General features: G+C 72.1%; 22 protein-coding genes. 9 read left to right on the forward strand and 13 right to left on the reverse strand.

The window, feature by feature from the left end; genetic code table 11:
- Positions 1–89 precede the first annotated feature (89 nt).
- Together IO20_RS0132025 and IO20_RS0132030 are read right to left on the reverse strand one after the other, a co-directional pair.
- On the reverse strand, positions 90–860 hold the full coding sequence (locus IO20_RS0132025; protein ID WP_030556116.1) for an SGNH/GDSL hydrolase family protein: 771 nt from the start codon (positions 858–860) through the stop codon (positions 90–92).
- A gap of 383 nt (positions 861–1,243) precedes the next feature.
- Positions 1,244–2,152, reverse strand: a complete 909-nt coding sequence (locus tag IO20_RS0132030; protein WP_030556118.1) for a quinone oxidoreductase family protein — start codon at positions 2,150–2,152, stop codon at positions 1,244–1,246.
- A gap of 274 nt (positions 2,153–2,426) precedes the next feature.
- Between IO20_RS0132030 and IO20_RS0132035 the strand changes: the two genes are divergently transcribed.
- From IO20_RS0132035 to IO20_RS0132060, 6 genes are all read left to right on the forward strand, one after another.
- Positions 2,427–3,542: an IS701 family transposase gene (locus tag IO20_RS0132035; RefSeq protein ID WP_051874987.1), complete on the forward strand. Its 1,116-nt coding sequence runs from the start codon at positions 2,427–2,429 to the stop codon at positions 3,540–3,542.
- Between the two features lie 327 nt (positions 3,543–3,869).
- Positions 3,870–5,075, forward strand: coding sequence for an acyl-CoA dehydrogenase family protein (locus IO20_RS0132040; protein WP_030556122.1), 1,206 nt, complete (start codon positions 3,870–3,872; stop codon positions 5,073–5,075).
- Positions 5,076–5,142: 67 nt separating this feature from the next.
- A complete protein-coding gene (locus tag IO20_RS0132045) occupies positions 5,143–6,009 on the forward strand; it encodes an NAD(P)H-binding protein (protein ID WP_037631153.1) in 867 nt (288 codons plus the stop codon).
- A 136-nt stretch (positions 6,010–6,145) separates the two neighbouring features.
- A complete protein-coding gene (gndA, locus tag IO20_RS0132050) occupies positions 6,146–7,588 on the forward strand; it encodes an NADP-dependent phosphogluconate dehydrogenase (RefSeq protein ID WP_030556124.1) in 1,443 nt (480 codons plus the stop codon).
- Positions 7,589–8,877: 1,289 nt separating this feature from the next.
- The gene (locus IO20_RS0132055; RefSeq protein ID WP_245685133.1) at positions 8,878–9,333 is read left to right on the forward strand and encodes a helix-turn-helix domain-containing protein; all 456 of its coding nucleotides are present in this window, start codon (positions 8,878–8,880) and stop codon (positions 9,331–9,333) included.
- Positions 9,330–9,653 (forward strand): replication initiation protein, RepL2, encoded by a 324-nt coding sequence (locus IO20_RS0132060; protein ID WP_030222734.1) that lies wholly within the window; start codon positions 9,330–9,332, stop codon positions 9,651–9,653. The genes IO20_RS0132055 and IO20_RS0132060 overlap by 4 nt, the downstream gene beginning before the upstream one ends.
- Positions 9,654–9,690: 37 nt before the next feature.
- Here the strand turns inward: IO20_RS0132060 and IO20_RS0132065 are convergent, their stop codons facing one another.
- Genes IO20_RS0132065 through IO20_RS0132075 form a run of 3 tightly spaced genes read right to left on the reverse strand, consistent with a single transcriptional unit; the run spans position 9,691 to position 13,125 of the window.
- The gene (locus IO20_RS0132065; RefSeq protein WP_030556128.1) at positions 9,691–11,445 is read right to left on the reverse strand and encodes an acetyl/propionyl/methylcrotonyl-CoA carboxylase subunit alpha; all 1,755 of its coding nucleotides are present in this window, start codon (positions 11,443–11,445) and stop codon (positions 9,691–9,693) included.
- A 22-nt stretch (positions 11,446–11,467) separates the two neighbouring features.
- On the reverse strand, positions 11,468–12,664 hold the full coding sequence (locus IO20_RS37865; protein WP_051874990.1) for a sensor histidine kinase: 1,197 nt from the start codon (positions 12,662–12,664) through the stop codon (positions 11,468–11,470).
- Positions 12,661–13,125 (reverse strand): flavin reductase family protein, encoded by a 465-nt coding sequence (locus tag IO20_RS0132075; RefSeq protein WP_211270457.1) that lies wholly within the window; start codon positions 13,123–13,125, stop codon positions 12,661–12,663. Before IO20_RS0132075 ends, IO20_RS37865 begins: the two co-directional genes overlap by 4 nt.
- Positions 13,126–13,396: 271 nt before the next feature.
- Here IO20_RS0132075 and IO20_RS0132080 point away from each other — a divergent pair, with 271 nt between their 5' ends.
- On the forward strand, positions 13,397–14,983 hold the full coding sequence (locus IO20_RS0132080) for an aspartate aminotransferase family protein (protein WP_030556134.1): 1,587 nt from the start codon (positions 13,397–13,399) through the stop codon (positions 14,981–14,983).
- A gap of 106 nt (positions 14,984–15,089) precedes the next feature.
- On the opposite strand, the gene IO20_RS37870 is transcribed toward IO20_RS0132080, so the two are convergent.
- Positions 15,090–17,249, reverse strand: coding sequence for an ATP-binding protein (locus tag IO20_RS37870; RefSeq protein WP_078946260.1), 2,160 nt, complete (start codon positions 17,247–17,249; stop codon positions 15,090–15,092).
- A 353-nt stretch (positions 17,250–17,602) separates the two neighbouring features.
- Here IO20_RS37870 and IO20_RS0132090 point away from each other — a divergent pair, with 353 nt between their 5' ends.
- On the forward strand, positions 17,603–18,091 hold the full coding sequence (locus IO20_RS0132090) for a pyridoxamine 5'-phosphate oxidase family protein (RefSeq protein ID WP_030556138.1): 489 nt from the start codon (positions 17,603–17,605) through the stop codon (positions 18,089–18,091).
- 76 nt (positions 18,092–18,167) lie between these two features.
- Here IO20_RS0132090 and IO20_RS0132095 read toward each other — a convergent pair whose 3' ends face one another.
- The 7 genes from IO20_RS0132095 to IO20_RS0132130 form a co-directional block, all read right to left on the reverse strand.
- Positions 18,168–18,353, reverse strand: coding sequence for a hypothetical protein (locus IO20_RS0132095; RefSeq protein ID WP_157850839.1), 186 nt, complete (start codon positions 18,351–18,353; stop codon positions 18,168–18,170).
- An 80-nt stretch (positions 18,354–18,433) separates the two neighbouring features.
- Positions 18,434–19,129, reverse strand: a complete 696-nt coding sequence (locus IO20_RS0132100) for a 4'-phosphopantetheinyl transferase family protein (protein ID WP_051874996.1) — start codon at positions 19,127–19,129, stop codon at positions 18,434–18,436.
- A 94-nt stretch (positions 19,130–19,223) separates the two neighbouring features.
- Complete coding sequence (locus IO20_RS0132110) at positions 19,224–20,108, reverse strand: metallophosphoesterase family protein (protein ID WP_030556142.1); 885 nt, start codon at positions 20,106–20,108, stop codon at positions 19,224–19,226.
- The gene (locus IO20_RS0132115; RefSeq protein WP_037636791.1) at positions 20,105–20,854 is read right to left on the reverse strand and encodes a thioesterase II family protein; all 750 of its coding nucleotides are present in this window, start codon (positions 20,852–20,854) and stop codon (positions 20,105–20,107) included. Before IO20_RS0132115 ends, IO20_RS0132110 begins: the two co-directional genes overlap by 4 nt.
- Positions 20,854–21,522 (reverse strand): TetR/AcrR family transcriptional regulator, encoded by a 669-nt coding sequence (locus IO20_RS0132120; RefSeq protein WP_037636792.1) that lies wholly within the window; start codon positions 21,520–21,522, stop codon positions 20,854–20,856. Before IO20_RS0132120 ends, IO20_RS0132115 begins: the two co-directional genes overlap by 1 nt.
- Before the next feature lie 192 nt (positions 21,523–21,714).
- Positions 21,715–22,140 (reverse strand): YybH family protein, encoded by a 426-nt coding sequence (locus IO20_RS0132125; protein WP_030222814.1) that lies wholly within the window; start codon positions 22,138–22,140, stop codon positions 21,715–21,717.
- A 64-nt stretch (positions 22,141–22,204) separates the two neighbouring features.
- Complete coding sequence (locus tag IO20_RS0132130) at positions 22,205–22,585, reverse strand: YybH family protein (RefSeq protein WP_030222816.1); 381 nt, start codon at positions 22,583–22,585, stop codon at positions 22,205–22,207.
- Between the two features lie 272 nt (positions 22,586–22,857).
- On the opposite strand from IO20_RS0132130, the gene IO20_RS0132135 reads away from it, so the two are divergent.
- On the forward strand, positions 22,858–24,624 hold a 1,767-nt coding region (locus IO20_RS0132135), incomplete at its 3' end, for a type I polyketide synthase (RefSeq protein ID WP_037636799.1).

Here is a 24,624-nt window from a genome sequence, read left to right on the forward strand (position 1 = left end):
TGGGGATGGGGAGGGTGTGGGGGGTGGGGGGATGGGTTGGCGGCGGTCGGTACGGGGGTGCGCGGCGGGGTGTCCGGGCGGCGTGGGGGTCACAGGGGCGAGAGGTCCGGGCGCTTGGGGCCCATGCCGTCGCCCGCCGACTGGCCGGTCAGCCGCCGCACCAGCCACGGGAGGAAGTGCAGGCGGGCCCACTGGAGGTCCTCGACCTGTACGGCCGGCCACGGGCGGTGCTCCGGCCCCGGCAGCAAGGCGGACTTCGGCACGGAGGCGGGCTCCGGCTGCGGCGGAAGGCCGAGGACCTCGGCGGCCCGCCGGGCGACGTGCTCGTGGCCCTCGGAGGAGAGGTGCAGCCGGTCCTCGCTCCAGGCGCGCGGATGCTGGATCGCCCGCAGCGACCACAGGTCGACCACCACGCAGCCGTGCCGGTCGGCGATGGCCCGGATGTGGGCCGTGTAGATGGCGATCTTCCCGCGCAGTCGGCGCAGCACCGGCGTGTCGCGGGGGTCGAAGCCCGTGAAGACGAGGACCGTGCCGGCCGCGCCGGTCAGCTCGGTGACCGCCGCGTCGAAGCGGGCCGCGATGTCGTCGGGGGAGCTGCCGGGGTGCAGCATGTCGTTGCCGCCGGCGCACAGGCTCACCAGGTCCGGCGCGAAGTCCCGTACGCGCGACACCTGTTCCTCGACGATCTCGTCGAGGAGCCGGCCCCGGACGGCGAGGTTGGCGTAGCGGAACTCCGGCCCGGGGGAGTGCGGGGCCAGCCGGGCGGCGAGCCGGTCGGCCCAGCCGACCACGGCGCCGCCGGGGGTCTCGTCGCCGACGCCCTCCGTGAAGCTGTCACCGAGCGCCGCGTAGGAGCTGATGCCGGGGCGTGCGTGGCGTGTGTACGGGGCGGCGCTCGGACCGGTGTACGCGCGGGGGACGAGAGGGGGAGCGAGGACGGTGGACGGGGGCTGGTTCTCTTCCGGCACGTCGCGTCCCCCCGCCTCTCGGTTCCGGCCGGCACCGTCGGAGGCACCGGAGCTGTCACGGTGAGGCGGCACGGGGCAGGGGCAGTCAGGGCATGAAAGGACCTGGCCCCGCGCCGTCTCGTGGCCAGAGCTTCACCCGGCGCCCGGCGGGGGGCCAAAGACCGCGCGGCGAGAGTGTCACATTCCGCGTGGTCGGTCTGTTTCGGCTGCGGCTTCTGCGGAGGTTTCTGTGGAGACTTCCATGGAAGCCTCCACAGCGGCTTCCGCGCGGCCTGTCACGGTCGCAGGACGACCTTGCCCGTCGTGCGCCGCTCCAGCAGATCGGTGTGGGCCCTGGCGGCCTCGGTGAGCGGGTACTCGGCGCCGGTCACCGGGCGCAGCCGCCCCTTGAGCGTGAGCGCGAACAGCTCCTCCAGCGGCTCGCGCAGCCCCCCGGGCCTGGCCAGGGTGGGCCGCAGCCAGAAGCCGACGACGGCCGCGTTGAGCCGGCTGAGCCGGGCCGGGTCGAGCGCGGCGAAGGCGGTACGGGAGGCGTTGCCGTACGTGACGAGCCGGCCGAAGTCGGCGAGGGAGCCGAGCGCGTGGTCGAAGAGGTCGCCGCCGGCCGCGTCCAGGATGACGTCCGCCCGCAGCGGCAGCGGGTACCGCGCGACCTCGTCCGCGCCGAGGTCCAGGGCCAGCCGCTCCTTCTCCGGCGTGGACGCCTGCGCCAGGATCCGGCCCGCCCCGAACTCCCGGGCCAGCTGCACCGCCAGACTGCCCACGCCGCCCGCGGCGGAGTGCACGACGACGCTCTCGCCCGCCTGCAGCCGGGCCGCGGAGCGCAGCAGGTGCCAGGCGGTGAGGCCCTGCATCAGCAGGGCGAGGGCCCGGGGCGCGTCCAGTTCCTCGGGGACCTCGACCAGGGCGGACTCGTTCGCGACCACCTGTTCCGCGTAGCCGCGTCCGACCTTGGCGAGGACCCGGCGGCCGTCCTCGGTCCGGCCGACGACCTCGCTGCCGGGGACGTGCGGCAACAGGCTCGGGTCGAGGTAGGAGCCGTCGACCTGGAGCGTGTCGGCGAAGTTGACGCCGGCGGCCTCCACGGTGATCAGGACTTCGCCGGGCCCGGGGACCGGGGCGGGCACGTCGACGGGCGTGAGGACTTCGGGACCGCCGAAACGGTCGAACCGTATAGCGAGCATGAGCAGGCACGGTACCCGCGGGCGGCGGGTGGATGCGCGCCTTCCGGTCCGGCTGTCGGTGCCGCCCCGGGCCTCCCGCGGCCGGCCGCCCCGGGCCTCCCGCGGCCGGCCGCCCCGGGCCTCCCGCGGCCGGCCGCCCCAGGCCTCCCGCGGCCGGCCGCCCCGGGCCTCCCCCAGCCGGTCCCCGTGGCCCGTGACGCTCCGGCTCCACGCGAAATTCAAGAGCGACTCGCCAAGGTGTGCTCCGACAGTGCCAGGGCGACGAGGAGCGGGGATGGTGCAGCAGCTCACCAGCGAGCGGCCGGCGACGGACACCGGGCAGGGCGACGCCGAACCCGTTCCGGCCTGGTTCGTGAACACCGTGTTCGGCAACCTGCCCCGCTCCGACCAGCGGCGTTGCGCCAAGTCGTACCTCCGGGCGCTGCTCACCTCGCCCGGCCGCAAGACCGTCCGCGCCATGGCCGGTTCCACCACGGACCTCCAGGCCCTCCAGCAGTTCGTGAACCAGAGCCCCTGGGACTGGCGGCCGGCCCGCCGGGCGCTCACCCGCCTCGCGGCGGAGTGGATGAACCCGCGGGCCACCGTCCTGGAGCTCGCCCTCGTACCCAAGTACGGCGAGCAGATCGTGGGCGTCCACAGGCGCCCCACCCCCACCGGAGGCTCCGTCAACTGTCAGGTCGCCCTCGGCATGTTCCTCACCGAACAGGACCGGAGCCTGCCCGTCGACTGGCAGCTCTATCTCAACCGGGCCTGGGGCGAGGACGAGCAGCACCGGCGCCGCGCCCGGATCCCCGCCGACGTGCGCCGCCGCCCCCTGGAGGACCTGGCCCTCGACCTCCTCGACCGGGCCCCGGAGCCGCGGCGGGGCCGTACGCCGCCCGTGATCCTCGACCTGCGCGGCACCGGGGACACCGCCCGCGCCGCCGCCGGGCTGATGGAGCGCGGAACCGGGTTCCTGCTGTCCCTGGGCGCCGAGGAGCAGCGGCGGGCCAACGTCCTCAAGCCGCCGGTGCGCGGACCGCTCGTCACCCTGGCCTCCCCGGCACGCCTCGACCTGCGGGGCGCCGCCGGTGCGGGACGGTTCCGGCTGCTCGCCGAGTGGTCCCCGGCCCGCGACAGGCCCCGCAAGGTGTGGCTGACGAACCTGCTGGACGGCGCGTCGAACGACCTCCTCGCGCTGCTGCGGCTCAAGGGCACGTCGGGCGCGGCGCTGAAGGCGGTCGACGAGGACTACGGAATGGGCGATTTCACGGGCCGCTCGTACCCCGGGTGGCACCACCACATGACGCTGGTCTCCGCGGCGTACGCGGTGGACACGCTGGAACTCTGCGACCAGGACGACGGCGATCCCGGTGACCCCGGCTTCATCGGCCGGCTTCCCCGGGAATGAGTAACTGACCTGGAAGTACGTACTTCCGCGCGTCTGTGCCGTGACGCATGATCAATGGGGTCCCCGAACCGCATCGCCCCGGCTTCCAAGCCCCGGTCGGCCGGGGCGGTGCACGGGCCCCGTACTCGCGCCGATTCACGCGCGGGTGTTCTTCTCCTCACCCGGTGATCACCGGATTCCCCCTGTATTTCGCAGAGTTCCGGATGAGCTTCATATGACCCTGTGTCCGGGAGGATGCGGAGCACTCGCCGCTGCCTTCGGAGCGGGTTCTCGTAGCTGAGGCAAGGGAGCGAGTCTCATACGGGAAGCGACTGCTGAGGAGTCAGGATGGCCAGGAACGACAGCGGTGTCATCGCGGTACTGGACGAGGTGACGGCCCTGGTCCCGGTGCTTCGGGAGAGCGGGATCGAGGGCGAGGAGCGCCGCTGGATTCCGGACGAGAACATCGAACTGCTCGAAAAGGCCGGGGTATTCCGGCTCGCGGTTCCGCGCCGGTTCGGCGGCCTCGGCGTGCCGGTGGCCGACCAGGCCGCGGTCCTGAACGAGATAGCCCGGGCCGATTCGGCCACCGGATGGGTCTCGATGATCTGGGTGTCCAGTTCCTGGGTTCCCAGCCTTTTCCCCGAACAGGCCCAGGAGGAGGTGTACGCGGCCGGCGCGGTCCGCGTCTCCACCGGGTTCACCCCCTCCGGGACGCTGACGGCGGGCACCGCCGCCGACACTGAGACAGCGGACTCTGAGACAGCGGACTCCGGCTCTGGCTCCGGGGTGCCGAGCGACTACACCCTCGACGGCTCCTGGAAGTGGATATCCGGCTCCAGGGGCGCCGACTGGGCCGTGCTCGCCGCGCTCCTCACCGGCCCGGACGGCACCCCCGTCCCGTACGCCGCCCTCGTGCCGTTCTCCGCGCTCTCCGTCGCCGACGACTGGTACTCCTCCGCGGGCGCCGGGACCGGCAGCTCCACGGTCACGGCCGCCGGCGTCACCGTCCCCGCCCACCGGGTGCTGCCCCTCGCCGACGTCCTCGCCGGCGGGGACTACGCCTTCGTGCCCTACTTCATGGCGCAGGGCGCCGCCGCCTACATCGGCATGGCCAAGGGCGCGTACGAGCGGTTCCTGGAGCGGCTGCCGGGGCGCGGCATCACGTACACCTCCTGGACCGACCAGAGCCAGTCGCCCCTGACCCAGATCCAGGTGGCCGTCGCCGCCAACAAGATCGAGGCCGCGGACGCGCTCCAGGAGCGCTGGCTGCGCCGGCTCCAGGAACACGCGGACGCCGGCACCCAGCCGGACCTGGCCGAGCGGGCCGCCGCCCGCGGCCGCGCCGCGTACGCCGTCCAGCTCGCCAAGGAGGCCGTCGACGAGCTGTTCGAGGCCGGCGGGGCCTCGGTGATCCTGCGCGACGAGCCGCTGCAGCGCTTCCACCGTGACATCCGCGGCCTGTCGCTGCACGCCCTGTTCACGTTCACCACCAACCAGGAGGTGCACGGCCGGGCCATCCTCGGCCTCGCCCCCGACACGCCGTTCCTGTGACCGCCCCGGACCATCCGAACCGGCCACCCCAGGAAGGCGCAGCGCCGCGATGACCTCCATGACGACCATGACGACGAAGACCGACGACGACCACTCCGACACGACGGTGCTCGTGCTCGGCGGGACCGGCAAGACCGGCCGCCGGCTCGTGCCCCTCCTCCAGGACCACGGCGCGAGCGTACGGGCGGCCAGCCGCCGGGGCCCGGTCCGGTTCGACTGGGACCGCCCGAACACCTGGGAGCGCGCCCTCGAAGGCGCCGACGCCGTCTACCTCGTGGACGCGCAGGACAGGCCGGGGCAGTGGGACGCCGAGGGCTGCATCCGCGCGTTCGCCGACCTCGCCGTGGACCAGGGGGTGCGCCGGATGGTGCTGCTCCAGGCCCGCGTGACCGAACGGGTCGGCGGCAAGTCCCTGATCGCGGGGGAGCGGGCCGTACAGGAGTGCGGGGCCGAGTGGACCGTGCTGCGGCCCAACTGGTTCTTCCAGAACTTCGACGAGGGCGTCTTCCTCGACTGCCTGCTGGCGGGCGAACTGCCGCTGCCCGCGGGCGAGGGCCGGGAGCCGTTCGTGGACGCCGAGGACGTCGCCGCGGTGGCGGCGGCCGCGCTCCTCCAGGACGGCCACGCCGGCGAGACCTACGAACTCAGCGGCCCGCGCGCCCTCACCTTCGGCGAGGCCATCACCTCGATCGCGCACGCCACCAACCGGGACATCCGGTATTCGCCCGTCGGGCACCAGGACTACGTCGACGAACTCGTCTGCTACGACGTGGCCGCCGACTACGCCCTGTTCCTCGCGGAACTCGTCGCCCAGATCCGCGACAACAAGAACTCGGCCCCGACGGACACGGTGCGCCGGGTCCTGGGGCGCGAGCCCCGGGACTTCGAGGACTACGTGAAGGACGCGGCGTCGCGGGGGGTCTGGGACCTCTGAGCGGCGACGTCGAGCCGGGACCGCTGAGCCGGGACCGCATCACTCACCGACCCCACGACGCGACGGCCGGGGCCCGGCCGGGCCGCCCCTTTTCAAGCATCAAATCGAGCATCAAACCGAGCATCAGGAAGACCTCATGAGCGACGCATCCGCCCACATCGGTGTCACCGGCCTCGCGGTCATGGGCCGCAACCTGGCCCGCAACTTCGCCCGCCACGGCTTCACCGTCGCCGTCCACAACCGCACCCCCGCCCGGACCCGGGCCCTCGTCGACGAGTTCGGCCACGAGGGCACCTTCGTCCCGGCCGAGACTCCCAAGGAGCTGGTGGCCGCGCTTCAGCGCCCCCGTCGCCTGATGGTCATGGTGCAGGCCGGCGAGGCGACCGACGCCGTCATCGACGAGTTCGCCCCGCTCCTGGAGGCGGGCGACATGATCATCGACGGCGGCAACGCCCACTTCGCCGACACCCGCCGCCGCGAGGCCGCCCTGCGGGAGCAGGGCATCCACTTCGTCGGCACCGGCGTCTCCGGCGGCGAGGAGGGCGCCCTGAACGGACCGTCGATCATGCCCGGCGGGTCCGCGGAGTCCTACGCGGTCCTCGGCCCGATGTTCGAGGCCATCAGCGCGAAGGTCGACGGCGAGCCGATGAGCACCCATGTCGGCACCGACGGCGCCGGACACTTCGTCAAGATGGTCCACAACGGCATCGAGTACGCCGACATGCAGCTCATCGCGGAGGCGTACGACCTGCTGCGCCAGGTCGGCCGGTACGCCCCTGCCGAGATCGCCGACATCTTCCGCAAGTGGAACACCGGCCGCCTCGACTCCTACCTCATCGAGATCACCGCCGAGGTCCTCGCCCACACCGACGCCGACACCGGCCTGCCGTTCGTCGACATCGTCGCCGACGCGGCGGGCCAGAAGGGCACCGGCCGCTGGACCGTGCAGAGCGCCCTCGACCTCGGCTCCCCGGCCACCGCCATCGCCCAGGCCACCTTCGCCCGCGCCGCCTCCTCCCAGGAGGCCCTGCGCGCGGCCTACCGGGAACTGCCCGGCGGAGTCAGCCCGGACCTCACCCGCAGCGAGGCCGCGCGCTTCACCGCGCAGGTCGAGCAGGCCCTGTACGCGTCGAAGGTCATCGCGTACGACCAGGGCTTCACGATGATCCGCGACGCGGCCGACGAGTACGGGTGGGACATCGACCTCGGCGCCGTCGCCGGGATCTGGCGGGCCGGCTGCATCATCCGCGCCGCCTTCCTCGACCGCGTCCGCGCCGCCTACGCCGAGTCCCCCGCCCTGCCGAGCCTGCTGTCGCAGCCGGAGTTCGCGGCGGAGATCACCGCCGCCCAGGTCCCGTGGCGCGAGACCGTCGCCTCCGCCACCCGCCGCGGCATCCCCGTGCCCGCGCTCTCGGCCGCCCTGGCCCACTACGACACCCTGCGCGCCGACCGCCTGCCGGCGGCCCTGCTGCAGGGCCAGCGCGACTACTTCGGGGCCCACACGTACCGGCGCACCGACCGCCCCGGCTCCTTCCACACCCACTGGGCCAAGGCCGACCGCCCCGAAACCCAGTCCTGACCCGCTCGCTTCCGGGCGAACGACGACGAGGACAGCCGCTCGTCCGGAGCCACGGCCGGGCCCTCGCCGGAATCGACCGGCGAGGGCCCCTGGACGGGTCTCCGTGCGGGCCGCCGACCGCTGAGTCCGCATCAGGATCCCCGTACTCGTACTCGTGCGCGCAGGGGCCGAGCCTGCACGACAAGCATCGACCCTTTCCTTGCCGGCGTGCCTGAACGCGAGCCACCGAAAGCCAGCCACGACGGCGCGGAGGTTCGGCGACGGCCGCAAGGAGGTCACCTGAGCCACGTGCGGCCTCAGCCACCCTGCTCATCGACCGGCGGCCCAGCCACCGCGAACCGGAGCGGCTCCGACGGCGGGTGGTGACGACACGAGTCCGGCGGACGGGCTCCTGTTGCCGATCGGCATCCCAGGATGCCGATACATGTCGCTGAGCGACATGACGCCAGGCGACGTCGAGGGAACCCCGGAGTTCGTCCGGTGACCACATCGGCGGTGGTCCGTGTCTTACAGAAGGAGTCCGCAGGGCGCATGCCTCTGACCTGCGACGATGCCGGGCAGGTCATTCCCCCAGGAGGAATATTCGACGGCTCTCGGACCCTCGCAATATTCCAGTAGCGGAATACTGAACAAGGGGCAAGCGCGCGCTCGACGAGTTGAAGGAGCGCGGCCTCATTCATCCTCAGGGCACGAAGTGCGGCGCCATCTTCGCCGTGTACGAGTCGACAGCCCCCATGGCTAACCATCTGGCCCTTCCACGTACATCTGCCGGAGCGGCTCCGACGGCGGGTGGTGACGACACGAGTCCGGCGGACGGGCATGTCGCCAGGCGACATCGAGGGAACCCCAGGGTTCGTTCGATGTCGCCTGGCGTCGGCGGAGCTTGGTGGGCCCCGCCTGGACGAGCTGCTGCCGTTGGAGCGGGGCGCGAAGCGCCGCCGGGAGCCTGTTGTGCGCGAAGCGCACAGGCCACGGGAAGTCGCCGTGGTTGCGGTGGTTTCCATGTATGAAGAGCGCGCAGCCTCCGCGAGGCTCTGACCTGCGGAAATGTCCGGGGTGATCCGATCCGTGAGTCGGGAAACCCGATCCTGGGAGCGGGTAACCCGATCCCAGGATCGGATCATCCCGACCCTGAGGTCGGATCGCTTACCATTTTGGTAATTACTGTGAGGGTAAGCGATCGGTTCGGGAGGCAGGGTCGCTTACCAAGGCGGTAATGTTCGTTCTGGTAAGTGACCGGTGATTCGGGGGGCCTCATGGCGGCAGTGAGAGGGAGGGTCCTCGCGTTCGTGGATCCGGCCACGGGCGAGATGGAGGAGATCCCACAGGCGCCGTACGCCTTTGACGGGCCTCATATCAACGTGGGAATCCGCCGGGGCCGCGAACTCGCGTCCAAGGGATCCGGTCTGAGTGACCGGGAGTTCCGTGTGCTGGTCTGGTACTGGTTCGCCACGGAGGAGGCGCAGGGGCCCGTGCAGATGACCGGTGCCGATGTCGCCAAGGAGATGGGTATGAGCCCTGATGCCCTCGGCCGCACCGTGAAGATGCTGAAGGCGTCCCGCCTCCTGGTCGAGGCAGGAGGTATCGGCAGGACCACGTTCTACCGCACCAACCCGCACCTGGCGTTCATCGGCTCGGGGTTCGCTCACCGGGAGGCCGTCAAGGAGTGGAACCCGCCTGCCGTCCAGGTGGGGACCCCGGCCGAGCGCCGGACGAAGAAGCAGACGAAGGGTGAGGCGTCATGAGGATCCACGACCGCGAGGACGTTCTGTACCTGCTCAGACGGACCGGCCGGGTGCTGACCCCGAACCAGCGTCTCGTCGTCCTCGAGTACGCCGCTTCGGAGCAGCGTGCCGACGGCGGAGTCATGGTGAAGGCCACGGAGATGGCGGAGCTGCTCGGTATGACGGCCCCCGTGTTCTCCCGGACCCGGAAGGAACTCGTCGCCCTCGGCTGGCTTCGGGAGGTCGGCAGTGTCGGCCAGGTGAGGATCTACGCCCTCGACCCGCGCATCGAGCAGGAACGCGGCCGCGCCGGCGGCCACCTCCGCGCCGTCGGCGGGTAGCCCCTCCGGCGGGCGGCGGCCGCCCGCCGAAGGGGGCTCAGCCCTTGATGTCGCAGAGCGTGGCGCCCGAGGTGACCGACGTGCCGATCTCGGCTGACAGGCCGATCACGGTGCCGGACTTGTGGGCGTTGAGGGGCTGTTCCATCTTCATCGCTTCCAGGACGACGATGAGGTCGCCCTCCTTGACCTCCTGGCCCTCCTCGACCGCGATCTTCACGATCGTGCCCTGCATCGGGGAGGCGAGGGTGTCGCCCGAGGCGGCCGGGCCCGACTTCTTGGCCGCGCGGCGCTTCGGCTTCGCGCCCGCGGCGATGCCCTGGCGGGCCAGGGTCATGCCGAGGGAGGACGGGAGCGAGATCTCCAGGCGCTTGCCGCCGACCTCTACCACGATCGTCTCGCGGTCCGACTCGTCCTCGTCCGTGTCCGTGCCGGCGGGGGCGAAGGGTTCTATGTCGTTCGTGAACTCCGTCTCGATCCAGCGGGTGTGGACCCGGAAGGGGTCCGCCGTGAACGCCGGGTCCGCCACGACCGCCTGGTGGAACGGGATCGCGGTGGCCATGCCCTCCACCTTGAACTCCGCGAGCGCGCGGGCCGCCCGCTGGAGCGCCTGCTCGCGGGTCGCGCCCGTCACGATCAGTTTGGCGAGCAGGCTGTCCCACGCCGGGCCGATGACCGAACCCGACTCCACGCCCGCGTCCAGGCGGACGCCCGGGCCGGTCGGCGGCTGGAAGAGGGTGACCGTGCCGGGGGCCGGGAGGAAGCCACGGCCAGGGTCCTCGCCGTTGATGCGGAACTCGAAGGAGTGTCCCCTGATCTCCGGGTCGCCGTAGCCGAGCTCCTCGCCGTCGGCTATGCGGAACATCTCGCGTACCAGGTCGATGCCCGTGACCTCCTCGGTCACCGGGTGCTCGACCTGGAGGCGGGTGTTCACTTCGAGGAAGCTGATCGTGCCGTCGGTGCCCACCAGGAACTCGACCGTTCCCGCGCCGACGTAGCCGGCCTCCTTCAGGATCGCCTTCGACGCCGCGTACAGCTCCGCGGTCTGTTCGGCCGTCAGGAACGGCGCCGGGGCCTCCTCCACCAGTTTCTGGTGGCGGCGCTGGAGGGAGCAGTCTCGGGTGGAGACGACCACTACATTGCCGTGCTTGTCCGCCAGGCACTGCGTCTCCACGTGGCGGGGCCTGTCCAGGTAGCGCTCCACGAAGCACTCGCCCCGGCCGAAGGCCGCCACCGCCTCGCGGACTGCGGAGTCGTACAGCTCCGGGATCTCGTCCAGCGTGCGGGCTACCTTCAGGCCGCGGCCTCCGCCGCCGAAGGCTGCCTTGATCGCGATCGGCAGGCCGTGCTCCCGCGCGAACGCGACGACCTCGTCGGCGCCCGACACCGGGTCCGGGGTGCCCGCCACCAGCGGGGCGCCCGCGCGCTGTGCGATGTGACGGGCCGCCACCTTGTCACCCAGGTCCCGGATCGCCTGCGGCGGCGGACCGATCCACGTCAGGCCCGCGTCGAGCACGGCCTGCGCGAACTCCGCGTTCTCCGACAGGAAGCCGTACCCCGGGTGCACCGCGTCGGCGCCCGTCTCGCGCGCCGCCTCCAGGACCTTGGCCACGTCGAGGTAGCTGGTCGCCGGGGTGTCACCGCCCAGGGCGAACGCCTCGTCGGCGGCCCGGACGTGCGGGGCGTCCCGGTCGGGCTCGGCGTACACCGCCACGCTGCCGATGCCGGCATCCCGGCAGGCACGGGCCACACGGACAGCGATCTCGCCACGGTTGGCGATCAGGACCTTGCGCACGACGGCTCCTCACACCTGTGTCTCATATTCGGGCGGCCCATACGCGTGCCGATCCGTGCCGGTGCGGACGCAGCGGCAGGTGGGCCTCCACATGGGTCCCCTCGGCCGGCGAGCTGCTGACGGTCAGCCGGCCGCCGGCGTCCTCCATCCGCTCCGCCATGGAACGGAACCCCTGATGGGGATGGCCGGGCCGCAGCACCCGATCGACGTCGAAGCCGCGGCCGTCGTCCTCCACACTCGCGTACGCCCACCAGCGGGTGGACCGTACGGAGACCTTCACGCGCCCGGCACCCGAGTGCGTGAAGCTGTTGCGCAGTGCCTCACGGACCGTGAGGTACAGATCCCGGCGCCGTACGTCGGGAAGGAGGCCCTCGTCGCCCGTCACCTTGACGGTCACGCGGACCCCGGCCGGGGCGGCCTCGGCGGCGAACTCGCGCAGCGCCATGTCGAGCGGCGGCACCGTCGACCGCTCCCGTACGCCGCCGACCAGGGCGCGCAGCTGCGCGTCCGTGGCCCGCAGGGCTTCCCGGGCGGTCGCGATCCGCTCGGCGGCGACCCGCTGGGGCAGTTGGTCGCAGTCCTCCAGGGCCAGCCGGGCCGCGGTGACGTCGTCGCCGACGGCGTCGTGCAGTTCGCGGGAGATCCGGCGCTGTTCCTGCCAGCAGCACACGGCCTGGTCCACCGGGCCGCCGTTCTCGTCGGCCCGGCGGACCGCCTCGGCGAGGGCCCGCACAGACCCCTCGTCGAGGCGGCCGCTCTCGAGCATCTGGAGTACGGCGCACTCCATCAGCAGGACGGACACCGCCGCGCCGTGGTGCGGCGCGAGCCGCACCGGCGCGACGGACGACACGACGGACGACACGACGGGCGGCGCGACGGACCGCACGGACTCGGGCTCACGGTCGACGCCGGTGCCGAAGGCGGTGGTGAGGACGGCGCGTGCCCGGTCGTTCAGTGCCTGGCGTACGGAGCTGTCCCAGCGTTCCGTCGTGCTCAGGATCGCGGGCAGCGCCGACTCGAAGCGGCGCAGCACCGCGTCCAGGTAGGCGGGGCCTGGTCCCTGGGGGGCGGCGGTCTCCGGCATCCTGGGGACGAACTGGCGCGCCGGGGGAGGCCCGGGGGACGCCTGCTTCGCCACACGGACGAGCCCCTGCTGCAGGGCCTCGGCGAAACCGGGGCCGATGACGGACTCCCAGCCGCCGACCGTGGGGGCGGTCATCGGGACGGGGAGTCCGCGCGCTGGAACGCGCCGTTGAAGAAGAGCAGCGCGTCCTCGGCCTCGCCGCGGCTCGCTCCGACCACGTCGCCGATGAAGACGGTGTGGTCGCCCGACTCGTAGGCGGCGGAGACCTCGCACTCCAGCCAGGCCATGGACCCGCTCAGGAGCGGCGCGCCCGTCCGGGGGCCTTCCACCCAGTCGACGCCGGTGAACTGGGTGGGGCCGAGGGGCCGCTTCTTGTCGGCGAAGAACCGGGCGAGGCCCTCCTGGCCGGCCTCCATGATGGAGACGCCGAAGTGACCGGCCTTCGTGATCGCCTCGTACATCACCGCGTTGTGCGCTATGCAGCACAGGACGGACGGCGGGTCGAGGGAGACCGACGCGAAGGCGTTCGCCGTCATGCCGTGGATGTGCTCCCCGCCGACGGACAGCACGGTGACACCGGTCGCGAACAGGGACATGACCTCGCGCAGGGGGGCGGGATTCGCCGCCGGCCCCCGCGAAATGGCGACGTCAGTGGATACGGAATTCATGCCGCGCCTTTCATGTAATCCATGGGAAGAAATGTAAGGGCGGCGCCCCGCGGGCGAGGAACCGCCGAGTAACTGTCCGCTCAGCAGTGCGCTCAGGAGCGGAGGATTACCGTCTCGTGAGCGGGTGTTCATGAGGGGTTACTTCCCCGTGGGTAGGATCTGGGCGTTTCGGTCAGGGCACTATTTGGTGAGGGGTGGCATGAATACCGTCTCTGCTGATCCGCAGCTCGCGGAACCGTATCTGCTCGGATGGCTGGCTTCACTCGGACTCGACGTCGATTACGTACGGGCCGAGGGAAATACTCTCTATTACCTCGGGGAGAGCGGCGAGGAGATTCCCGTCCTCGATTTCGCGGGCGGCTACGGTTCGCTGATCCTCGGACACAACCATCCGGAGATCACGGAGTACGCGCAGCGGCTGCTCGCGTCCCAGACGCCGGTGCACGCGCAGTTCTCCCGCCATCCGTACGCGAACGACGTCGCCGTCGCGCTCAACCGGATCCTCCAGCGGGAACTGGGCACGGACGAGAACTACTCCGCCATCTTCGCCAACACCGGCGCGGAGGCGGTCGAGGCGGCCGTCAAGCACGCCGAGCTCGACCGCGGGCTCCGGCTCGCCGAGCTCCGCTCACGCCTTGCGGAGAACCTGGCCGCCGCCCGTGCCGCGGTCGCCAGCGGGGCGGCCGTGGCGGCGGAGGCGTACCGCCTGGTCGGCGTGGAGGCGCGGGACGGGACGGCGGGCTTCGAGGCGCTCGCGGCCGAGATCGAGCGGCGCAACGCCGAGCAGACCGGCCGGCCGCCCGTCCTCCTCACCCTGGAGGGCGGCTTCCACGGCAAGCTGGTCGGCAGCGTCCAGCTCACCCACAACGAGGGTTACCGGGCGCCGTTCGCCGCGCTCGCGACGCCCGCCCGGTTCATCCCCGCCGGCAGCGCGCAGGCCCTCAAGGCCGTCCTCGAGAGCGAGCGGGCGACCGTGTTCGACCTGGTCGTCGAGGACGGCGCGGTCTCGGTCGCCGAACGGAACTCCCCGGTGTTCTGCGCCTTCGTCCTGGAGCCCATTCAGGGCGAGGGCGGCATCCGTGTCCTCTCCGACGAATTCGCCCAGGAGATCCAGCGGGCGTGCGCCGAGGTCGACTGCCCCGTCATCGTGGACGAGGTGCAGAGCGGAATGGGCCGCAGCGGTGATTTCCTGGCGAGTTCGGCGATGGGCCTGCGCGGCGACTACTACGCGCTCGCCAAGAGCCTGGGCGGCGGAATCGCGAAGACGTCCGTCATGCTCACCCGCCAGTCCCGTTACCGCTCCGAATTCGAGCTGGTGCACAGCTCGACGTTCGCGAAGGACGCCTTCTCGTGCTCCATCTCCAGGAAGGTCCTCGAGATCCTCGAGGCCGATGACGGCGCCGCGTACAGGACCGTGCGCGAGCGCGGCGAGAAGCTGCTCGGCATGCTGGAGGCCGTGCGCGCCGACTTCCCCGACGTGGTGAAGGACGTGCGGGGACGGGGCCTGATGCTGGGTCTGGAGTTCCACGACCAGTCCGGTTCCGGCTCCGAGACGATCCGGGAGGCCGCGCCGCTGCTCGGCTACTCGGTCGCCGGCTATCTGATGCGCGAGCACCGGATCCGTACGTTCCCGACCGCGAGCGCCGTGAACACCCTGCGGTTCGAGCCCTCGCTGTATCTGACCGACGCCGAGATCGAGCAGCTCGACGGGGGACTGCGGGGCGCCTGCCTGCTCTTCCGCACCCACGACGGGGCCGGTCTCACGGGGACGGCCGCCGAGGCCTGAGCGGGTCGGTCGGACCTCGACGGGGTCCCGCCCCCACCCGGCGGGATCGGACCCCGGCCTGCCGGATCAGACCCCGGTCGGTCGGTTCAGACGCCGCCCTGCCGGATCAGACCCCGACCGGGCTCGCCAGGGCCACCTTCCGCGCCGCCGACACGGCGGCCGGGGGGTGGTTCGGCGGCAGCAGGGTGAGCGTGGAGACCCGGCGCCGTCCGCCGCCCCAGCCGGGGCGGCGTTCGAGCAGTTCCGGCCGGGCCGTGGCCACGACGATCAGCGGTACGGACCCGGCCCCGTCGGCGAGCTGCTCCAGCCGGTCGAGGAGCGCGTCGTCGGCGCGGTGCACGTCGTCGAGGACCACGACCAGCGGTTCGAGCGCGGCGGCCACGGCGAGGAACTCGCTCCACACCGCCAGGACCTCCGGCATCCGGACCTGCTGCGGCGCCGGCATCCCCGGCAGCAGCGGCAGCAGTGTCCGGCGCAGTCTGCCCCGGCGCTCCTCGGTGACCGGCAGCCGCCACAGGGCCGCCGTGAGCTTCTCCCGCACCACCCGGGCCGGGTCGCCCGGCAGGATTCCGCTGTACTCGGCGAGGATCTGCCCCGGCATCGTCTCGGGCCCGTCCTGCGCGGTCGGTCCGCGGGCGACGAGGATCCGGCCGGCGGTCTCGGGCTGCCGGGCGATGCTGTACCCGAACTCCCGCAGCAGATGCGACTTGCCGACGCCGGGCGCGCCGAGCACCGTCACCAGGTGCGGTACGGAGCGGTTCCTGGCCCAGTCGAGCAGGCCGTTGAGCACGCCGAGCTCGTAGGCGCGGTCGGGGACGCCGCCGGTCTCCTGCCGGGCGAGGGAGACGGCCTGCCAGGCGTCCGGGATGTCCCCGGCCGGCCGGGCCACGACCGCGGTGCCGGTGGCGCGCCGGGTGGCGCCGCTCATCCACACCTCGCCCTCGGGCACCCGGGTGAGCAGGGTCCTGCCGTCGTCGAGTACGGAGCCCGCCGCCGTCAGCGGGGACGCCCCGTCGGCGCCGCTGCGGAGCCGAATCAGCGCCTGACCGGTGGTCACCGCCGCCCGCAGCGAGGGTTCCTGGTCGTCGGCGAACCGTTCCCTCAGGGTGAGCGCGGCCCGTACGGCGCGCTCGGGGTCGTCGTGGCGGGGCCCGTGCACCCCGAAGAGGGCGAGCGAGACGGAGCCGATGGAGGCCGTGACCGTACCGCCGAACCGTTCGACGACCTGGCCGACGACGTCCTCGGCGCTGCACAGCGTGCTGTTGATCTCGCCGGGGGCCGCGTCGTCCAGGCCGTTGTGGCGGACGTTCACGAGGACGGCGGTCACGGCGATGCGCTGGGTCACCGTGGTGGGCGCGCCGCCGGTGCGGGCCGTCGCGGGCGCCGGCCGCGGCTCGTCCTGCGGTCCCGCGGGTACGGCGGCCGGCTGCGGCGTCTCGGACGGCGCCGGGGCCAGGGTGGCGGAAGCCCTGCGGATCACGGGCCACCCGACCTCCTGGGTCAGCGCGGCGTCGTGGGTCAGTATCGAGCGCTGGAGCATCCGCAGACCGTGCCCCGGCTCCAGGCCGAGGTTGTCCACCAGGGCGGAGCGGGCCCGGTCGTAGACGTTGAGGGCGTCGGCCTGGCGGCCGCAGCGGTAGAGGGCGATCATCAGCTGGCCGCAGGCGCGTTCGCGCAGCGGCTCGGTGTCGACGAGCGTCGTCAGGTCGCCGATCACCGAGTGATGGCGTCCGCACGCCAGTTCGGCGTCGAAGAGGTCCTCGAGGGCGTCGAGGCGGGTCCTGCGGGTCGCCTCGATCTCCGGCCAGGCGAAGCCCGACTCGGCGAGGTCGGCGAGGACCGGGCCGCGCCACAGGTCGAGGCCCTCCCGCAGGAGCTGCGCCGCCGTCTCGGGGGCGTCGGCGGCGAGCGCCGCCCGCCCCTCGGAGACGCGCCGCTGGAAGACGGACAGGTCGAGGTGGTCGGGGTCGACGCGCAGCACGTAGCCCGGGGTCCGGGTCACCAGGGCCGGCGGGTTCCCGAGCTCCGGGGCGGGTAACGAGGCCAGCATCGAACGCAGTCCCCAGATGGCGTTGTGCAGGATCTTCCGGGCCGTGACCGGGGCGTCGTCGGAGTCCCACAACGCCTGCACGAGTTCGCTGGCGGCGACGACCCGGTTGGTCCGCAGCAGCAGATAGCCCAGCGTCGCCCGTTGCTTCGTCCCCCCGAGTGGAACGGGCTCCCCCTCGGCCGTCACTTCCAAAGGCCCCAGCAATCCGAACTGCATAGCCCCCCGCTCTCCGGGAACAGAACATTCCCTCTCATCGAATGGCTCTCCGACCCGAATCGGAGTGGAAATTCTTGGAGCATCAGATGGCCCGAGTCGCCCCGGTCGGAGGATTCGGCTCGAAGTATGGCAGGGGCTTCTTGAGGTCCCCTTGAAGTCCTTCCCGCCCGTCTGGTAAGCGCGTTCGGGCGCGCGCGGAGGGTATCGGGAGGCCCGGGGACGGTATCCCAGGAATAACCAACTGACCTGAAAGTGCGTGGTTCCGTGATCGGCTTGACTGCTGCATGCTTGATCCGTGAGGTGCCCCCGGCCCCACACGTACGCACCCCCTCAGCCTGTCCGAAGGAATCGCCATGGCCGTCAAGGTGGAGACATTCTCGGAGATCGAGGGGGAATTCTTCGACTACGTCAAGGACATCGTCTACTGCACCATGATCACCGTGGACAGGAAGTCCCGGCCGAGGGCCCGGGTCCTGCTGCCGGTCTGGGAGGTCGTCGACGGCCGGCCGGTCGGCTGGCTCGCCGTCCACCGGACGCCCGTCAAGACGGCCCATCTGGCCAACAACCCGCACACCACGTACTCGTACTGGAACCCCCGGCAGAACGCGGTCTTCGTCGACAGCGTCACCACGTGGGCCCCGGAACCGGAGACCCGGCAGTACGCCTGGGAGCTCTACCGCAAGGGGAGCCCGCCGGGGGTCGGCTACGACCCCCGCAACTTCTGGCGCGGCGGGCCCACCGACCCCGAGTACCACGTGCTGCGCATCGACCCCTGGCGGATCCAGGTGCTGCGGGGTACGGACCTGTCCAGCCGCATGTGGACGGACGAGTCCGAACGCTGACCCTCCGGTACGCGGTCGTCCGAGCGCTGAGCCCCCGGTACGCGGTCAGCCGTTGCGGCGGTCGGTCGCGCCGCGGTCAGTCGATGCCGCGGACGATGTGCGTCTCGCCGGGGCGCTCGTCGTCGCAGCCGGCGAGCTGGAGCGGCGGGTGGAACACGGTGCGCCGCAGTGCCTCGGGGAGGGCGTGGCCCTCGCGGAGCACATGGAGCAGCGCCTCGGGGAACGAGTGGTCGACATCGGGCTCGTACAGATCGCGCATCATGTCCTCCGGTCGTCGGATGGGTCGGCTCCGGCGCCGGGCCCTGATCCGCAGGACAGGGCCCAGCGGCCTGTCCTCTGGATTCAGGCCGGGCCGGGGCCGGACGTCGTGTGCTGCGCGGTGCGCAGGCCGATGGCGGTCACCACCAGCCCGTTCCCCGCGCGCCACCGTCCGTCGAAGGCGGTGATCCGGACGCCTTCGACCACCGGTCCCGGGACCAGGAGTTCGGCGCGGAAGGTGCCCGTCGACGGATCGGGTGTGATCACGGCCTCGTCGAAGTCCAGAGGCCGCCCGGTGAGAGGGAACCAGGTCTTGTAGACGCTCTCCTTGGCGCTGAACAGCAGCCGGTCCCAGGAGACGCCGGGCCGCCGCGCGGCGAGTTCGCGCAGCCAGACCCGCTCCTGGGGGAGCGAGATGAGGTCGAGCACGTCGGGGGAGGGCAGGGGCGCGTTCGGCTCGGCGTCGCAGCCGATCGCCATCAGGTCGGCGCGACGGGCCACGGCGGCCGCCCGGTAGCCCTGGCAGTGCGTCATGCTGCCGACGACGCCGTCCGGCCACCGGGGCGCTCCGCGCGGGCCCGGCAGCAGCGGCGCCGGCGGCAGCCCGAGGCTGCCGAGCGCCCGGCGGGCGCAGGCCCGCACCGAGGCGAACTCCCTGCGGCGGGCGGCGACCGCCCCCGCCACCACCCGCTCCTCCTCGGGGAAGAGGCCGAGCGGCTCGGGTACGTCGTGGAACAGCTCGGCGGTGGCGGCCCGCGGGGGCAGCAGCGCCGCGATCACGCCGGCCTCCCCGGCGACGCGATCACGACGGTCCCCCCGTGCCCGGCGACGCGGCCGGTCACGCCGGCCTCCCCGTGCCCGGTGCCGCGGCCGGTCACGCCGGCCTCCCCGTGCCCGGTGCCGCGGCCGGCAGGATCCGTACGGGGCGGCCCGGTGCGGTCGAGCGGTGGCGCCATTCGCGGGGGTAGCCGAGCGACACCTCGTGGTGCGGGACGCCCTGCTTCCGGATCAGCCGCGGGATGTGCAGGTGCCCGTAGACGACGGCGGCCGCCCGGTACCTCACCGGCCAGTCGGCGGTGGACTCGGTGCCGCACCACAGGGCGAACTCCGGGTAGCGCAGCACCTCGGTGGGTTCGCGCACCAGGGGGAAGTGGTTGACGAGCACGGTCGGCAGGTCGGCGGGGAGCGCCGCCAGGCGTTCGGCGGTGCGCAGGACGCGGGCCCTGCACCAGTCCGCGACCGTGGGGTACGGGTCGGAGTGGAGCAGGAACTCGTCGGTGGCGACGACCCCCGCCTCGTCCGCGCGCCGCAGCGCCTCCTCGGCGGTGTGTACGCCGGGCTGCCGGAAGCTGTAGTCGTAGAGGAGGAAGAGCGGGACGACCGCGGCGGGCCCGCCGGGCCCCCGCCACACGGGGTAGGGGTCCTCGGGGCTGGTGACGCCCAGGTCGCGGCAGAGGCGCACCAGGGCGTCGTAGCGGGCGGCGCCGCGGGCCTGGACCGGGTCGTCCGGCGGGGTCCACAGCTCGTGGTTGCCGGGCGCCCAGACGACCTTGCGGAAGCGGGCGGCGAGCGTGGCGAGGGCCCACTCGATGTCCGCCATCTGTTCGCCGACGTCGCCGGCGACGAGCAGCCAGTCCTCGTCCGACGAGGGCCGCAGCGCTTCGACGACGGCGCGGTTCTCCGCGTAGCGCACGTGCAGGTCGCTGACGGCCAGCAGACTGCCGGTGGGGGAGGGGCCGTCAGGGGGTGGCGGTGTCACGCCGTCGAGCCCGCGGCGAGCAGGCCGTTCGTGATGATCTCGCAGACGTCGGCGGTGCGCTCGTCCAGGTAGAAGTGGCCGCCGGGGAGGATCTCAAGACCGAAGTCGCCGGTGGTGTGGTCGTGCCAGGCCGCCGCCTCGTCGATCGCCACCACGGGGTCCGCGTCGCCGACGATGGCGGTGACGGGGGAGTCGAGCGGGGGGCCGCCGTCCCAGGTGTACGTGCCGAGGGCGCCGTAGTCGGCGCGGAGGGCCGGCATCACCATGTCGAGCAGTTCGGGGTCGTCGAGCACGGCGTGGCCGGTGCCGCCGAGGCCGCGCACCGCGGCCAGGATCTCGGCGTCGCTGCCGAGCCGGTCGTGCGCGTTGGGCAGCCGGGAGGGCGCTCCGCGCCCGGAGAGGAAGACCCGGCGCGGCCCCGGCCGTCCGGCCGCGGCGAGCCGGCGGGTCGTCTCGTACGCGAGGACCGCGCCCATGCTGTGCCCGAACAGGGCGTACGGCTCGCCGGTCAGCGGCTCGAGGGCCTCGGCGAGGGCGTCGGCGTGGGCGGTGATGGCGCCGTACGGCTCCTCACGGCGCCGGTCCTGACGGCCCGGGTACTGGACGGCCAGCACGTCGAGACGTCCGCCGAGCGCCCGCGACAGGGGAAGGAACGAGCTGGCCGCGCCGCCCGCGTGCGGGAAGCACACCAACCGCATGCGGCCCTCGGGGGTCGGCCCGAAGCGCCTGAACCACGTGCTATCCATTACGTCCCTTTCTGCGGGCCGGTACCCGGCGGCACCAGACGGGGGAGCATGAACTGCCAGAACTGGCCCAGCCGTTCCTGGGAGAGCCAGGCGGGGTCCTTGCGGCCGAGCGCCTCGAAGCCCACGGTCGACGCGGCGACGACCGTGACGACGTCCTCCGGCTTGGTGCCGTCGGCGAGCGCGCCCAGGTCCGAGGCGTGCCGCAGCGCGGACTCGATCCAGTCCCGCCACTGGCCGTGCAGGTCGACCCGGCTCTGCCACGAGGGCTCGCAGCCGAGGGTGAACCCGGCGCGCAGGACGACATCGTTGTTCAGCTGGTCGAAGAGCCGCCTCGAGGTGTCGACGAGGTTCTGGATCGGGTCGACGTCCGCCGGGGACGTTTCCGGCGGGGCCGCCTCCGGCGTGCCGGGGCGCCCGATGCCGTACCGCTCGTCGCCGCCCGGCTCGGGGCCGGTGATCAGTCGCAGTCTCTGCTCTGCCGCCTGCTCGATCGCGTCCGCCAGTGCCCCCTTGCTGGCGAAGTGGAAGTGCAGGGCGCCACTGCTCACTCCGGCCCGGTTGCAGATGGCGGAGAGCGAGGCCGACACGAATCCGTCGGTGTCGAAGATCTCCGCAGCGGAGCGGAGGAGCGCCTCGCGTGTACGAACAGCGCGTTCCTGCTTAGCCATGTGCACTCCGTGGATGCCTGGGGGCTCTGCTGACGGCCCCTCAAGAACGTCCAGCGTAATGAACCGCGCTTGCGGTTTGCTATCGCCCGACAGGACGGGCGTCTTGAAAGAAGCACCCAGCCGGAGCGCGAGAGTCCGGATCCTGGCCTGCCCGGGCGGGGGAAGGACCGGGCAGGCCAGGAGAAGGGGGCCCTACTGGGGCAGCAGGGTGCCGGCGACCGGGCGGTCGATGGACATCAGCCACCGGCCGTCCTCGCCGAGGCGGAGCACGTCGGTGCAGTTGCCCTCGATGCGGACGGGCTCACCGTCGGGGCCCGTGCTGTCGACGCTGAACTTCACGCCGATCAGGGCCACGTCGCCGGCCACGTACGCGTGCGTGATCTCGGCCTTCAGGAACGGCTTCGGCGCCAGGAATTCCTTGAAGAACTCCGTGCGCTCCTTCCCGGTGAGCGGCGAGCCGGAGAAGTTCGAGATCGCGTCCTCGCGGTAGAGGAGGTCGAACAGGGCGCCGTCACCGGAATTGAACAGCTGGATGAAGATCTCGTTCTGAGTGTCCGAGTCGCCGGTCAGATCCGGGTTGTCGACGTCGAAGTCGACCGTGATACCGGGAATGCTCATGGTCTGCGACACCACTTTCTTTGGTCAGGGGATGGCTGCTGAGCCTGGCGCGACGGGGAGCGGTTCAGTTCTGCTCGCCGTACGGGTCGTCGATGGCGTAGCGCCAGTTGCCGTCGTCCCCCTTGCGCAGCACGTCGACGCCGACGCCCGTGAGGAGCTCGGGGTCGCCCGACTCGTCGACGGTCGCTATGGACCAGTCCACGATCAGGAGCGCGGTGTCGCCGGTGACGAACGTCTGGCGCGGCTTGGCGCTCATCTTCGGCTTGAGCGCCAGGAACTCCTTGACGGAGTCCTTCCGGGCCTGGCCCGTGAGCGGCTTGCCCGGCTCCCAGACCGCGACGGCCTCGTCGGTGTACATCGCGTTCACGGCGTCGACGTCGCCGGCGTTGAAGGCCGCTTCGTACAGCGCGGTGTGCTTTTCGACATCGCTGGTGAGATTGCTCATGGCGAGACCATTCCTGCTTTCTTCCGGCATGGCACCCGGGAATACGAGGAGTTTCACGCAGATCTGTCCTGAACCTAACGGGTCGATGCTCACCGGCCGCCCACCGATAGGTAACGGACCGGCCACCTGATGGCCGAAACGGACGGTTACCCGTGCATGAGCCGGTATTGAGAGGTAACGGGCCGAGGAGACTTAGGGTCGACAATGCGGGGTTCCATATCCGGGATACTCAGGCCGCTTCGAAATCAGTCTGGAAAGGGCAGCCGAGCGCCATGACGACTAATCGCAATTCTGTGGAGAGCCGGGCGTCGCGAGGCGACGACAAGGCCATCGCCGTCATCGGCATGTCCTGCCGGCTCCCCATGGCCTTCGGCCCGGCCGACTTCTGGCAGCTGCTGCACGGCGGCACGGGCGCGATCACCGACGTGCCGCCCGGCCGCTGGGACACCACGGAACCCCCCGCAGGATCGGGCGTCCGCCGCGGCGGATTCATCGACGGCATCGGCGACTTCGACGCCGCCTTCTTCGGGATCTCGCCCCGCGAGGCCGCCGCCATGGACCCGCAGCAGCGACTCGTCCTCGAACTGGCCTGGGAGGCCCTGGAGGACGCCGGCGTCGTCCCCGCCCGACTGCGCGACTCCCGTACCGCCGTCTTCGTCGGCACCCTCCGCGACGACTACACGAGCCTCGCCAACCAGTACGGCGAACAGGTCATCACCCAGCACTCCATGACCGGCCTCAACCGCGGCGTCATCGCCAACCGCGTCTCCTACTACCTGGGCCTGCGCGGGCCGAGCCTCACCGTCGACGCCGCCCAGTCCTCCTCCCTCGTCGCCGTCCACCTGGCCTGCGAGTCCCTGCGGTCGGGCGAGTCCACCACCGCCATCGCCGCGGGCATCAACCTCAACATCCTCGGCGAGAGCGCCGTGACCGAGGAGCGGTTCGGCGGCCTCTCCCCCGACGGCACCGCCTACACCTTCGACGCCCGCGCCAACGGCTTCGTACGGGGCGAGGGCGGCGGCGCCGTCATCCTGAAGCCCCTGGCCCAGGCCGAGGCCGACGGCGACCGGATCTACGGCGTCATCCGGGGCAGCGCGGTCAACAACGACGGCGCCACCCCCGGACTCACCGTGCCCAGCCGCGAGGCCCAGCGCGAGGTCATCCGCGAGGCCTACGAAAAGGCCGGAATTAGCCCCTCCGATGTTCAGTACGTCGAACTGCACGGCACCGGCACCCCCGTCGGGGACCCCATCGAGGCCGGCGCCCTCGGCGACGTCTTCAGCTCGCACCGCGCGCCCGGCGACCCCCTGCTCGTCGGCTCGGCCAAGACCAACGTCGGGCACCTGGAGGGCGCCGCCGGCATGGTCGGCCTGCTCAAGGCCCTCCTCAGCCTCACGCACCGCGAGATCCCCGCGAGCCTCAACTTCGAGACCCCGAACCCGGCGATCGACCTGGACGGCCTCGGCCTCTCCGTGCCGCGCGAACTCACCGCCTGGCCGCACCCCGACCGCCCCCTCGTCGCGGGCGTCTCCTCCTTCGGCATGGGCGGTACCAACTGCCACGTCGTCCTCACCGAAGCGCCCGCCCCGGAGACCGCGGAGGCCGGGCCGGCCACCGTCGACGCCCCGGACGCCGCCCCGGCCGCACTGCCCTGGATCCTCTCGGGCCGGGACGCGGACGCGCTGCGCGCCCAGGCCGCGAAGCTGCGCGCCTTCGCCGCCACGAGCGAGGCAGGCACCGCCGACCTCGGCTGGTCCCTGCTGACCACCCGCACCACCTTCGACGAGCGCGCGGTCGTCCTCGCGGACGGGAAGGACGCGTACCTCGCGGGTCTCGACTCCCTCGTGGACGGCACACCGGGCACCGGAGTCGTCACCGGACACGTACGGGACGGCCGGCTCGGCTTCCTGTTCACGGGTCAGGGTGCGCAGCGTGCCGGGATGGCGCAGGAGTTGTACGCGTCGTTTCCGGCGTTCGCGGCGGCGTTTGACGAGGTGTGCGGTCTCCTGGACGCGGGTCTTGGCGGTTCGGTCCGTGAG

The organism is Streptomyces exfoliatus, from assembly GCF_000725545.1.
Classification (GTDB): Bacteria; Actinomycetota; Actinomycetes; order Streptomycetales; family Streptomycetaceae; genus Streptomyces; species Streptomyces exfoliatus.

Coding starts and splice junctions, on each gene's coding strand:
- IO20_RS37865 (WP_051874990.1), bottom strand. CDS start 12,664: ATGACCGCCCCCACGGTCGGCGGCTGGGAGTCCGTCATCGGCCCCGGT.
- IO20_RS0132080 (WP_030556134.1), top strand. CDS start 13,397: ATGAATACCGTCTCTGCTGATCCGCAGCTCGCGGAACCGTATCTGCTC.
- IO20_RS0132035 (WP_051874987.1), top strand. CDS start 2,427: ATGGTGCAGCAGCTCACCAGCGAGCGGCCGGCGACGGACACCGGGCAG.
- IO20_RS0132115 (WP_037636791.1), bottom strand. CDS start 20,854: ATGGATAGCACGTGGTTCAGGCGCTTCGGGCCGACCCCCGAGGGCCGC.
- IO20_RS0132045 (WP_037631153.1), top strand. CDS start 5,143: ATGACGACGAAGACCGACGACGACCACTCCGACACGACGGTGCTCGTG.
- IO20_RS0132125 (WP_030222814.1), bottom strand. CDS start 22,140: ATGAGCATTCCCGGTATCACGGTCGACTTCGACGTCGACAACCCGGAT.
- gndA (WP_030556124.1), top strand. CDS start 6,146: ATGAGCGACGCATCCGCCCACATCGGTGTCACCGGCCTCGCGGTCATG.
- IO20_RS0132130 (WP_030222816.1), bottom strand. CDS start 22,585: ATGAGCAATCTCACCAGCGATGTCGAAAAGCACACCGCGCTGTACGAA.
- IO20_RS0132075 (WP_211270457.1), bottom strand. CDS start 13,125: ATGTCCCTGTTCGCGACCGGTGTCACCGTGCTGTCCGTCGGCGGGGAG.
- IO20_RS0132040 (WP_030556122.1), top strand. CDS start 3,870: ATGGCCAGGAACGACAGCGGTGTCATCGCGGTACTGGACGAGGTGACG.
- IO20_RS0132090 (WP_030556138.1), top strand. CDS start 17,603: ATGGCCGTCAAGGTGGAGACATTCTCGGAGATCGAGGGGGAATTCTTC.
- IO20_RS37870 (WP_078946260.1), bottom strand. CDS start 17,249: ATGCAGTTCGGATTGCTGGGGCCTTTGGAAGTGACGGCCGAGGGGGAG.
- IO20_RS0132060 (WP_030222734.1), top strand. CDS start 9,330: ATGAGGATCCACGACCGCGAGGACGTTCTGTACCTGCTCAGACGGACC.
- IO20_RS0132095 (WP_157850839.1), bottom strand. CDS start 18,353: ATGATGCGCGATCTGTACGAGCCCGATGTCGACCACTCGTTCCCCGAG.
- IO20_RS0132030 (WP_030556118.1), bottom strand. CDS start 2,152: ATGCTCGCTATACGGTTCGACCGTTTCGGCGGTCCCGAAGTCCTCACG.
- IO20_RS0132120 (WP_037636792.1), bottom strand. CDS start 21,522: ATGGCTAAGCAGGAACGCGCTGTTCGTACACGCGAGGCGCTCCTCCGC.